The sequence below is a fragment of the Burkholderia sp. Bp8991 genome, from assembly GCF_003853795.1.
Taxonomy (GTDB): Bacteria; Pseudomonadota; Gammaproteobacteria; order Burkholderiales; family Burkholderiaceae; genus Burkholderia.
In genome coordinates, this window is the sequence record NZ_QTQJ01000025.1 from 95,374 (window position 1) to 106,166 (window position 10,793).

The window sequence follows — 10,793 nt, forward strand, 5'->3', positions numbered from 1 at the left end:
CGTCATGAGGGGGGCTCGGAGGGTGAACGCAATGTGCATGCCCGCGGGTTCGCCATGCCGACGCCTCATGACATCCACACCGGCGTCATGAAAGAACGGATGACACGGGTTCGCCACGCGAGCGGCGCCATGGAATCGAAATCGGCACGGGTCCGCGCGGCGGTGTCGCGGACCTCGACACCGCCGTTCAACCGCTCTGCCCTCCGCGCGCTTCCCCGTTTTTGAAAATTTTTTTGCGTCGATGTCACAGGGGCGCAGGGCTCGCTCGTCATATCGCCGGAACCCACACGAAAGGAGAAGGAACCATGACTGCGAAACTCAATCCGTTTGCCGCCGCGCCCGCATTGATGAAGAACTGGATGGCCGTCTCGGTCGCCGCTGCCGGGAGCCTCGAGCCGACACTGATCGAGTTGGTCAAGATCCGCGCGTCGCAAATCAACGCGTGCGCGAACTGCCTTAACATGCACACCGTCGAGGCGCGCGAGCAAGGCGAGACCGAGCAGCGCATCAACCTGCTGGCCGCCTGGCGTGAAGCGCCCTGCTACACCGACCGCGAACGCGCGGCGCTCGGCTGGACCGACGCGCTCACGCGGCTTTCAGAAGGCCATGGCGCGCACGAGGCCGCGTATGCGGTGCTGAACGACCACTTCAGCCAGGAGGAACAGGTGAAACTCACGGTGATGATCAACGTGATCAACGGCTGGAACCGGCTGGCCGTCGGCTTCGGGCTGTGGATCGATCCGGCCGACGCGAAGGCCGCCGCCGCGAAGATGGTGGCGTGATGACCCACCTCGATCCGGCCGCCGGCAGCGCCGCAGACCGGGCCGACGCAGCGGCGAGCTTCGACCCGCTGCGTCGGACGCTGATGCGCGTCGCGTACCGGATGCTCGGTTCCGTCGCGGACGCCGAGGACATGGTGCAGGAGGCGTTCATCCGCTGGATGGACGTCGATCGCACCGAGGTGCGCGTGCCCGAGGCGTTCCTGCGCCGCATGGTGATGCGCATGTGCCTCGACCAGCTCAAGTCCGCGCGGCACCAGCGCGAGACCTACATCGGCCCGTGGCTGCCCGAGCCGGTCGTCGAGGAAGATGAACAGGAGGACGTCACGCTGCCGCTGATGCTCGCGCTCGAACGGTTGTCGCCGCTCGAACGTGCGGCGTTCCTGCTGCACGACGTGTTCGGCCTCGCGTTCGACGAGATCGCGACGACGATCCAGCGCGACCCGGCCGCTTGCCGACAGCTCGCCGCGCGGGCGCGCACGCATGTGCGCGAGGCGCGGCCGAGGTTTCATGTCGAGAAGCAGCGCGGGATCGAGCTGGCCGAGGCGTTTTTCGCGGCGTCGCGCAGCGGCGACATGCGCGCGCTCGGCGCGATGCTCGCCGAGGACGTGAGCCTGCATTCGGACGGCGGCGGCAAGCGCACGGCCGCGGGCAAGCCGGTGTTCGGCTTCGAGCGCGTGATGAAGGTGCACGCGTACCTCGCCGAGCTGTTCGCCACGCATGCGTCGAAGCTCGTGCGCGCGGGGTTCGTCAACGGGCTGCCGGGGTTCGTCACACTGGAAGCGGATGGCGAGCTGCAGACGACGGCTCTCGAGATCGAGGGCGGGAAGGTCGTCGCGATCTATGTCGTGCGGAATCCTGACAAGTTGAGGCATCTGCATTGAGGGGTGGCGGATGGGCGCTTTGCGCCCGCTTCCCCTGCTCTGCGTTCTGCTTTGCCGGCTGCCGGCTGCCGGCTGCTTGTTGCGCGTGGATCGCACACGCTGCATCGGCACGCGCATGCGAAGTTTCGGCCGCAAAAAGAAAAACGCCACGCGATGTTGCCGCGTGGCGTTTGTATGTTGGCGAGCCGGATTGCCTGTAGGCAATGCGAGCTGCCAGACCCCTTCATTTTGTTCGTTGGTAGGCTCGATTGGATTCGAACCAACGACCCCCACCATGTCAAGGTGGTGCTCTAACCAACTGAGCTACGAGCCTAAGAAGCCGCGAATTATAGAGAGGGTTTTGGAGGTGCGCAAGCCCCTTCGTGAAAATTTTTTGAATCGGGGAGGATGCGTTGGGGGATCGTCCGGCGCTCGAGCGCAGACCGCAATCGCATCCGGGTTCATCCTCACTGCGACGTCTCACCGGGCCCGGGTACGTTCCGTCATAATGGATTCGTCGCGAATCCGGGGCCGGGGGTTGCGAACGACAATCAAGAGCAGGAACCGGCCCGATCCGGTCACGGGGAACAGGCGCGCGCGATGCACGATCCGCGCGCCACCTTGCATGAACCAGTAGCACCTCGTGACGACGGCAGACCGCAACGCACGCGTAACGATATCGGGGTGGGTATGGTCGCGCTCAATCTGGTAATTCCCTGCTTCAACGAAGAAGCCGTGTTGCCGGAAACCGTACGCCGGCTCACGATCCTGCTTGATCAGCTTACCCGCGACGGCATCATTGACGGCGCGAGCGGCGTGACCTTCGTCGACGACGGTTCGCACGACCGGACCTGGTCCCTCATCGAAGGCTTCCATGCCGCTGATCCACGTATCCACGGCCTCAAGCTGTCGCGCAACCACGGGCACCAGAACGCATTGCTTGCCGGGCTCATGAGAGTCAACGGCGACGTGCTGATCAGTCTCGACGCCGATCTCCAGGACGACCTCGACGCGATTCCGCGCATGCTGCGCGAATACCAGTCCGGCGCCGAGATCGTATTCGGCGTGCGGCAGCGTCGTGACAGCGACGGCTTCTTCAAGCGCGTCAGCGCGCGCGGCTACTACCGGCTGCTGCGCCGCTTCGGCGTCGACATCTTGCCGGATCACGCGGACTTCCGCCTGATGAGCCGCCGGGCGATCGAAGAATTGCGCGGCTTCCGCGAGGTCAACCTGTTCCTGCGCGGCATCGTGCCGTTGCTGGGCTTCCGTACCGCGATCGTCCGGTACGACCGGCAGCCGCGCTTCGCCGGCGAAAGCAAGTACCCATTGGCGAGGATGATCCTGCTCGCGTCGGACGGTGTCGCGTCGTTTTCGACGAAGCCGCTGCAATGGAGCGCGTACGTTGGCGCGCTGCTCGCGCTGGCCTCGACCGTGTTCGGCATCTGGGCGCTGTCGATCCGGCTGTTCACCGACCGTTCGGTGCCCGGGTGGGCGTCCACCGTGATCCCGATGTACTTTCTCGGCGGCCTGCAGTTGCTGTTCCTCGGCGTAATCGGCGGCTATGTCGCGAAGATCTATTCGGAGACGAAGCAACGCCCGCGCTTCATCGTCGAGAAGACGCTATGACGGGCCATCGGTCCTGTCGCGCAACGACCCGGTGCCAGGCCGGCGGCGGTCTCTCACGCGGGGGCTCGTGCAATGGATGACAGCACGGTAAGCGGCCGCTTGCCGCGTGCGTGGCCATATCGCACAGCCGATCGCACGTTGCGCGCATTGTTCGTTGCGACGGTCGCCGCCGCCGGCCTGCTGTTCTGGCTCGCGCCGCACCCGCCGATGGTCGATCTTCCGCAGCATGCGGCGCAGGTCGCCACGCTGCGCGACATGCTGCGCGGCCAGTCGCCATGGGCGCCATTGCTGCGGATCAATCTGTTTACGCCCTACCTGCTCGGCTATGGCGCGGCAGCGCTGCTTTCGTTCGTGATGCCCGTCGCGGCTGCGTTCAAGGTCATGCTGACCCTGTCGTTCTATGGTTTCGTCGCCGCGTACCTCGCGCTGCGCCGGCGTCTCGGTACGGACCCGCGCCTCGACTGGCTGTGCGTGCCCGGATTCTTCGGCTTCGCGTACGAGTTCGGTTTCTACTCGTACCTCGTCGCCGTACCGGTCGCGATGATTTTCCTGGCGCTCGCGCTCGACTATGCCGGGCGGCCGACAGCCCGCCGCGGCGCAGTGCTAGTGCTCGTGAATCTCGCGCTGTTTTTCTCGCACGGACTACTCTTCGTATTCGCGAACGCGATCGGCGTGCTGTTCCTGCTCGTGCGCCTGCGCACGACCAGCATGTTGCCGCGCGTGCTGCTCGCCTCGTGGCCGTATGCGATCCTCGCCTCCGTCACCGTGCTGTACGCGGCGTTGCATCGTGACGTCGATCTGACGCCGATGTATCCGTTTACCGTGATGTGGGGGATCAGCCCGGTCGTGCGCGTGTTCGCGGCCGTGCTCTATCCGTGGGGTGTCGCCGGCGACAGCCGTTCGCTGCTGGCATTCCTGCTGATCGCTGCCGCACCGTTCCTGATGGCATCGATACCGAACCGGCAGGTCGCCGCGTATGTACCGGCGATCATCGTGACCATCGTCTGGTTTACCGTGCCGCTGTTCGCGATCAACACGTTTTTCCTGTATCCGCGCTTTGCGCTGTTCCTGTTTCCGTTTTATGCGCTGATGTTCCGCGCGCCCGCACCGATGGAACCCGGCCGACGAATGCCGCAACTCGCGCTGATGACGCAGTTGCTCCTTGCCGTGGTCTGCGCCGGTTTCATCGTTCAGCAAGGTGTCCGCGCGCTGCGCTTCGCCGACGAGAGCGCTGATTTCGACGTGGTTGCCAACGCGATCGAACCCGCACAGCGCGGCCTTGCGATCATCGTCGACAGGACGAGCCCGGGTGCCGGCAACCCGTATGCCTACGAGAACTTCGCGCTCTGGTATCAGGCCGAGCACCGCGGATTCGTCGATTTCAATGCCGCGCGGTTCCCGCCGCAGATCGTCCGCTTTCGGCTCGACCGGCTGCCCGGTGTCGGGCCGTCCGACGTCTCGCCGCTGCCGCTGTACCGGCACTTCGACTGGCAGCGGCACCAAGGGCGCCTGTACCGGTATTTCTTCGTTCGCGCCGAGACACCGCTGCCGGACACGTTTTTCGCCAATCCGGACTGTCGCGTCGTGCGCGTGAAGACGGCGGGCGAATGGTCGGTGTACGAGAAGCAGGCTTGTCGGGGCGATTGATTGCACTGCGTCGCGTGCGGTGCGATGCGTCGCGCCACGTCGTGCACCGATCGCGCCATCGGGAGATTGCAATGTCACCTGGATTCATCGCGGACGATACGCCGCGCTCGTATGACGAGATCTTCTACCGATACCAGCGCGAGGGATCGGCGCGGTCGGCGCATGGCGTGCTGCCCGGCGTCAACGCGCTGCTGAAGCCTGCAAGTATCCTCGACGTCGGTTGCGGTGCCGGAGCATGGCTCAGCGTGCATCGCCAGCTCGGCGTGCAGGACATCACCGGCATCGACGGCGACTATGTCGATCGTTCGATGCTGATGGTCGACCCCGCCGATTTCGTACCGGCCGATATTTCGAAGCGCTTCGATCTCGGGCGATCGTTCGATCTCGTCCAGTGCCTCGAAGTCGGCGAGCACGTGCCAAAGGCATCCAGCGAGGCACTCGTCGACAATCTCGTCCGGCACGGCAAGCGCGTGCTGTTTTCCGCCGCCGTGCCTGGCCAGGGCGGCGAGAACCACATCAACGAACAGCGCTACGAATTCTGGCGCGACCTGTTCGCGCGCCACGGCTACCAGCTGTTCGATTTCGTCCGGCCGATGATCGCCACGGACATGCGCATCGAGCCGTGGTACCGCTACAACCTGCTCTTTTTCGCTGCCGCCGACGAAGCGGAGTGGCTGCCGGACGCGATCGGACAACACCGCGTCGACAGCCGTTCGGGCATACCGGACGTGTCGCCGCCCGGCTACAAGGCGCGCAAGTTGCTGCTGCGCTGGCTGCCGGTGCGCGTGAAAACCGGCATCGCCATGCTGAAGAGCCGGATGGTCGCCAACCAATTGAAGCGCCACGAGGAACACCGGTGAAACTGTCCGTCTACGTGCTCATTCTGGCCGGCGTGTTCCTCGCGGCAACCGGCCAGGTCGCGTTCAAGATCGGTGCCGACGGCCGCCATGCATTGACTGAATTCATCAATGCGTGGGTCGCGCTGGGGTTGCTCTGCTACGGCGCAGGCACGGTGCTCTGGATCTTCGCTTTGAGCAAGACCGGGCTCACCGTCGTGTATCCGTTTACCGCGCTTACGTTCGTGCTCGTCTTTCTGGCCGGAATCGTGTTCTTCGGCGAGCGTGTGTCGTATGCGCAATGGGGAGGCGTCGCGATGATCCTCGGCGGGCTGTATCTGATCGCCATGGTTCGATAGCGGGGCGGACTGGCGCTGCAACTTATCCACAGCGCGCTATGGATAACCGTCCGGCAAGCCTCTGGATTCACAGTGGAACGATTGAGGATATGTCGACGCGACTGTGAATCGACGGAAAGTTGTTCTGTGATGCACAGCGATTTTCCTGTGCATCGCCTGTGGTTATGCATTCCACTTCATGCTGAAAATTCAGGGCGTTACGGAAGTTATCCACTGTGAGGCTGCGGGCTTGTTAACTATCACTACGTATATATACGAACTCTGTTAACACCTTTGGATAAGCACAGTCCGCCGACTGTGATCCGGGCGGGATATGCACTCGTGCGGTGGATGGATCAAGCGAAGCCGAAGCCGGCGACCAGCTCGAACGCTCGTATCTGTAGAATCGCCGGGGTTCGGGATCGTTGTCGGTTCAAGGGCGAGCGATTCAACGTGAAGTTCGATCCCGGCGATCGATGAAGGCTCCCGTCAATGAGATGCTGGTGATCGATATTGCTGGCTGCGTCGTGGGTGCTCATGACCGATGCGGCTGCACAAGGTCCGTTATGACGACCACGCCACCGTCGTACGACATGACGGACGACACGACGCTGGAGTCCGTGCGGCCGTGGCGCCCGATTGTCGCGTGTGGACAACCGGCACGCAAAACAATCAGGAACGCTGTGTGCCCCCCTCGGGAACACATTGATTCGAAGCGCTCACGCGCATGCGAACAACCCGTGAGCGGCCGAATCGAAATCCTGTGTACCAGCTCGGCGAGGGCGATGTGGATATCGCGACCCAAAGACACTCGAAATGCTGTGCGGGCCGAAGGTGAGTGATTCAACCAGAGACGGCATGCCGAGCCGCTGGGGCCGATGCGGATATCCTGCGTCCAGAAGACGCCAAACCCTGTGACGTCGGAACCGAAGAGGGTCTACCCATCCGGGAACGCACCGCGACGAGGTTCGCGGTGTGGACAACCACCACGAAAGCGAATTTAAACGCTGTGGCCCCGAACGGTGAACGTGCGTGCTTTCAGGCTTGTCGAACCGCATCGGACGGACCGCAGTCAGCGCACAACGGCCACCAACGGACAGCGTATCGTCCAGCTCAAATCTGCTGATCGAGCGCCCTCACGACCGCGTGCTCACCAAGACTATCCACAGGCCCGACCACCGCGAAGTTGAGCCCATTCACCGACCCATACCGCGCCAGCAACGACCCATCCACGCGTTGCCCGGCCGGCAGCAGCCGATGTTTCGATTCCGCGGGCCGGAGATAGAAGCTCAGCGTCCGCCCGGCGTCGTCCTCATAGAGCACCATCGCGGCCGTGGCCCCACTATCCGTCGTAAACAACCGCCCGCCAACCGGCCGGAACCCCGCCGCACTCAAATCCGGCAGCCTGGCCGATGCCCCCACGCGCCGGGTGAGCCAAGTTTGCAAATCCTTCGCACCCGTCGGCCGGAAATCCACCTTCGCGGCCTGATCGACCACCATCATCCGGTAAGCCTCGACCGCATCGCTCATCGGCGCAATCGGCGGCGCCGCGTTCCACCCACGCGCCTGCCACCCGCCAAACGTCCCGAGCCCGATACAGAACACGAACGACGCCGCCATCGCGAACCGCACCCGCGAGCGCTCCGCACGCTTCGCACGAATCGCCGCCGGATCCAGCGCAGGATTCTCGCCGGGCATCCGCACGCCTTCGAGCGCGGCCCGCAACCGCTGCGCATCCTGCTGCCAGTGCTTCACCTGTTCCGCGCTCTCCGGATGCAGCGCGAGATATCGCTCGACCGCGGCGCGTGCATCGTCGTCGAGCTGGCCGTCGACATAGGCCTGGAGATCGTGTTCGTCGGGACGGAGCGTATTCATTTCATCAAACGGAGAGAAGGAGCGGGAAGCTCGCCGTCGCTGAGCTGGCGCAGCGCCTGGCGGGCGCGGGAGAGTCGCGACATCACGGTGCCGATCGGCACGTCGAGCAGGTCGGCGACTTCCCGGTACGTGAAGCCCTCGACCGCGACGAGCAGCAGCAGGCTGCGCTGCTCGTCGGACAAACGGCTGAACGCTTCGAGCGTCGCGCGCGCGGCCACCTCGCGTTCGGCGGACGGCCAGTGCGCCTCGTCGTCGTCGCGAATGCGGCCGAGCAGCCACGCATAGCGCTTCGCGCTGCGTTTGCCGTCGAGAAACTGCCGGTAAAGGATCGTGAAGAGCCAGCTGCGCAGCGACGCGTCGTCGCGGCGGCTCGCCCAGCGCGACAGCGCACGCTCGAGCGTCGACTGGACGAGATCGTCGGCCGCGTGGACATCACGTGCCAGCCAGAGCGCGAAGCGTCGCAGCCTGGGGATGAGTTCGCGTAATGCGTCGTCGTCGGGGGCGTTTGAGGGCATGGCCGGGGGGCGCGAGCCGATAAGCGTGGAGATGCCGCGTAGGACGCCGGTCGGCGCCGCTTATTCCGTCAGCATACGAAAAATTTCTTCATGGAATAAAGCGGCGCGGGTGGCGTCCTACACGCGTTCGACAATGATCTGACGATCGGGAGTGCATCCATGAAGCAATCATCCTCTTCTTCACCGCCGCGCGAGCCTGGGCGCGGATGGTGGCGCTGGGCCGTGATCGGCGGCGCGGTGGCCGGCGTGGCCGTGGCGTTCGGGTATGTCGGCGGCTGGCTCGCGCCGGCGCGTCTGACCCCGCACCGGCTCGTCGACGCGCTGCAGACGGCCGGCGGCGAGCATCCGGGTTTCCGGCGCAATCACGCGAAGGGCGTGTGCGTGACCGGTTACTTCGAAGGTAACGGCGCCGCGAGCGCATATTCGGTCGCGCCGTTCTTCAAGGCGGTGCGCACGCCGGTGGTCGGCCGCTTTGCGCTGCCGGGCGGGAATCCGTATGCGCCCGACAGCAGCGTGCCGATCCGCAGTCTCGCGCTGAAGCTCACCGCACCGGACGGCCAGCAATGGCGGACCGGGATGAACGCGATGCCGGTGTTTCCGGTGGCGACGCCGAAGGCGTTCTACGCGCAGCTGCTGGCGACCCGGCCGGATCCGGCGACGGGCAAGCCCGATCCGGCGAAGGTGAAGGCGTTTTTCGGCGCGCATCCGGAGACAGCCGCGTTCCGCGCCTGGGTGAAGGGTGCGAAGCCGAGCGCGAGCTACGTCACCGAAAGCTATTACGGGCTGAACGCGTTCTACTTCGTCGACGCGGCCGGCAAGCGCCAGGCGGTGCGATGGCGCGTCGTGCCGGAGCAGACGGCGGGCGCCGGGGACGTCGCGACGGCCGCGGATCCGAACGTGCTGCAGCAGGACCTGACGCGGCGCATCGCGGACGGCGCGCAGAAGTGGAAGCTGCTCGTCACGCTGGCGGAACCCGGCGACCCGGTGGACGACGCGACGAAGACCTGGCCTGCGCAGCGGATGACGATCGACGCGGGCACGCTCGTGCTCGATCGCGTGGAGCCGCAGGACAGCGGGCCGTGCCGGGACGTGAATTACGACCCGACGGTGCTGCCGCAGGGGATTCAGGTGTCGGGGGATCCGTTGCTGGCGGCGCGGTCGGCGGCTTATGCGGATTCGTATCTGCGCAGGACGAGTGAAGAGGCCGGCGTGGCTGGCGCGGCGCGATTGAGTGCGGAGGGACGATGATGAAGGCTGCTACGACGTTTGGCTTGCCGGCGAGGCTGCTGCATTGGGTGATGGCCGCGATGATCCTCGCGATGCTGTTCATCGGGGTGGGGATGGTGGCGTCGGTTTCCGGGCGGCACGATTTCCTGGTGGCGTTGCACAAGCCGCTGGGGATCGCCGTGCTGGTGCTGGTGTGTGTGCGAATCGTCGTGCGGCTTTCGTCGAAGCCGCCGGCGTTGCCTGAGGATTTGCCTTGGTGGCAGAAGGTTGCCGCGCATGGGTCGCATCTGGTGCTGTATGCGCTGATGCTGGCGATGCCGCTGATCGGGTGGGCGATGCTGTCGGCTGGCGGGTATCCGGTGACCTTGGGCGGCGGCGTGCAGCTGCCGGCGATCGTTGCGGCTGATCCGGTTGCGTTCGCCTGGCTCCGGGTCGCGCATCGCGTGCTGGCCTATCTGTTCTTCTTGACGTTCCTCGCGCACTTCGCGGCGGCGCTGTATCACGGACTGATTCGACGGGACGGCGTGGTGCGGGCGATGGTTGGGCGGTAATCGACGGAAGGTTGAGTTCGCTGCGGCGGGGCGGTTCACGGGCGACCGAGGCTGCTCTTGCCGTGCCGCTTATATATGACCAATGGGGAGGCTCACCGGTCCTCGGCACTGCACGTCAAAAATATTTCACAAAAGGGGTTGCGGAGACCGGGGCAGGTGCTTAGAATCACGCCTCTTTCGCGCTAACGGAAACGCAGCGCGGGGGAAAGAAGGGAAGCGGTGCTGTTGAAGTCGGTTTTATCGACTCCAGTGCATACGAAATTAAACCGCAGTCGTCGCAACGAAGTAGTTAAAAAAGTTGTTGACGAGTTTTAAAAAACGGTTGATAATCTCGCTTCTCTGCTGCTGAAAACGCAGCGCTGCTGAGAAACACGAAGTTTCTCGCAGAAATGCTCTTTAAAAATTAACAGCCGATAAGTGTGGGCGCTTGATGGAAGCGAGCTGATCTTCGGATCAGATAGCGAAAGTATCAAGAGTCTCACACTAAAGTAAGTCAGGTTTATGAAGTGATTCATATTCCTGTCAGCTTTGAGTGA

Annotated in this window: 10 protein-coding genes and 1 tRNA gene; 8 read left to right on the forward strand and 3 right to left on the reverse strand. The window is 64.2% G+C overall.

Annotated elements, in window-relative coordinates; all coding sequences use genetic code 11:
* Nucleotides 1-305 precede the first annotated feature (305 nt).
* Together DIE02_RS25525 and DIE02_RS25530 are read left to right on the forward strand one after the other, a co-directional pair.
* Nucleotides 306-782, forward strand: a complete 477-nt coding sequence (locus DIE02_RS25525) for a carboxymuconolactone decarboxylase family protein (RefSeq protein WP_124486775.1) — start codon at nt 306-308, stop codon at nt 780-782.
* Complete coding sequence (locus tag DIE02_RS25530) at nt 782-1,663, forward strand: sigma-70 family RNA polymerase sigma factor (protein WP_124486774.1); 882 nt, start codon at nt 782-784, stop codon at nt 1,661-1,663. Before DIE02_RS25525 ends, DIE02_RS25530 begins: the two co-directional genes overlap by 1 nt.
* Nucleotides 1,664-1,899: 236 nt before the next feature.
* On the opposite strand, the gene DIE02_RS25535 is transcribed toward DIE02_RS25530, so the two are convergent.
* Nucleotides 1,900-1,976: transfer RNA gene (locus DIE02_RS25535), tRNA-Val, on the reverse strand.
* Nucleotides 1,977-2,332: 356 nt separating this feature from the next.
* Here DIE02_RS25535 and DIE02_RS25540 point away from each other — a divergent pair.
* The 4 genes from DIE02_RS25540 to DIE02_RS25555 all read left to right on the forward strand — a co-directional run bounded on the left by DIE02_RS25540 (nt 2,333) and on the right by DIE02_RS25555 (nt 6,110).
* Nucleotides 2,333-3,268 (forward strand): glycosyltransferase family 2 protein, encoded by a 936-nt coding sequence (locus DIE02_RS25540; RefSeq protein WP_044845175.1) that lies wholly within the window; start codon nt 2,333-2,335, stop codon nt 3,266-3,268.
* 138 nt (nt 3,269-3,406) lie between these two features.
* Nucleotides 3,407-4,915 carry a hypothetical protein gene (locus DIE02_RS25545; RefSeq protein ID WP_260427323.1) on the forward strand — a complete coding sequence of 503 codons (1,509 nt, stop codon included), beginning with the start codon at nt 3,407-3,409 and terminating at the stop codon, nt 4,913-4,915.
* A 71-nt stretch (nt 4,916-4,986) separates the two neighbouring features.
* Nucleotides 4,987-5,775, forward strand: coding sequence for a bifunctional 2-polyprenyl-6-hydroxyphenol methylase/3-demethylubiquinol 3-O-methyltransferase UbiG (locus DIE02_RS25550; RefSeq protein ID WP_124486772.1), 789 nt, complete (start codon nt 4,987-4,989; stop codon nt 5,773-5,775).
* Nucleotides 5,772-6,110: an EamA family transporter gene (locus DIE02_RS25555; RefSeq protein WP_124486771.1), complete on the forward strand. Its 339-nt coding sequence runs from the start codon at nt 5,772-5,774 to the stop codon at nt 6,108-6,110. Before DIE02_RS25550 ends, DIE02_RS25555 begins: the two co-directional genes overlap by 4 nt.
* 1,092 nt (nt 6,111-7,202) lie before the next feature.
* Here the strand turns inward: DIE02_RS25555 and DIE02_RS25560 are convergent.
* The gene (locus DIE02_RS25560; RefSeq protein ID WP_124486770.1) at nt 7,203-7,964 is read right to left on the reverse strand and encodes an anti-sigma factor; all 762 of its coding nucleotides are present in this window, start codon (nt 7,962-7,964) and stop codon (nt 7,203-7,205) included.
* Nucleotides 7,961-8,479: a sigma-70 family RNA polymerase sigma factor gene (locus DIE02_RS25565; RefSeq protein WP_124486769.1), complete on the reverse strand. Its 519-nt coding sequence runs from the start codon at nt 8,477-8,479 to the stop codon at nt 7,961-7,963. Before DIE02_RS25565 ends, DIE02_RS25560 begins: the two co-directional genes overlap by 4 nt.
* 159 nt (nt 8,480-8,638) lie before the next feature.
* On the opposite strand from DIE02_RS25565, the gene DIE02_RS25570 reads away from it, so the two are divergent.
* Nucleotides 8,639-9,727 carry a catalase family peroxidase gene (locus DIE02_RS25570; RefSeq protein ID WP_124486768.1) on the forward strand — a complete coding sequence of 363 codons (1,089 nt, stop codon included), beginning with the start codon at nt 8,639-8,641 and terminating at the stop codon, nt 9,725-9,727.
* Entirely contained in the window at nt 9,724-10,257 is a 534-nt protein-coding gene (locus DIE02_RS25575; RefSeq protein WP_124486767.1) for a cytochrome b, read from the forward strand. The genes DIE02_RS25570 and DIE02_RS25575 overlap by 4 nt, the downstream gene beginning before the upstream one ends.
* Nucleotides 10,258-10,793 lie beyond the last annotated feature (536 nt).

What these genes read in the sequence shown, in the direction of transcription:
- DIE02_RS25575 (WP_124486767.1), top strand. Translation starts at nt 9,724, where the DNA reads ATGATGAAGGCTGCTACGACGTTTGGCTTGCCGGCGAGGCTGCTGCAT.
- DIE02_RS25525 (WP_124486775.1), top strand. Translation starts at nt 306, where the DNA reads ATGACTGCGAAACTCAATCCGTTTGCCGCCGCGCCCGCATTGATGAAG.
- DIE02_RS25560 (WP_124486770.1), bottom strand. Translation starts at nt 7,964, where the DNA reads ATGAATACGCTCCGTCCCGACGAACACGATCTCCAGGCCTATGTCGAC.
- DIE02_RS25550 (WP_124486772.1), top strand. Translation starts at nt 4,987, where the DNA reads ATGTCACCTGGATTCATCGCGGACGATACGCCGCGCTCGTATGACGAG.
- DIE02_RS25570 (WP_124486768.1), top strand. Translation starts at nt 8,639, where the DNA reads ATGAAGCAATCATCCTCTTCTTCACCGCCGCGCGAGCCTGGGCGCGGA.
- DIE02_RS25530 (WP_124486774.1), top strand. Translation starts at nt 782, where the DNA reads ATGACCCACCTCGATCCGGCCGCCGGCAGCGCCGCAGACCGGGCCGAC.
- DIE02_RS25540 (WP_044845175.1), top strand. Translation starts at nt 2,333, where the DNA reads ATGGTCGCGCTCAATCTGGTAATTCCCTGCTTCAACGAAGAAGCCGTG.
- DIE02_RS25565 (WP_124486769.1), bottom strand. Translation starts at nt 8,479, where the DNA reads ATGCCCTCAAACGCCCCCGACGACGACGCATTACGCGAACTCATCCCC.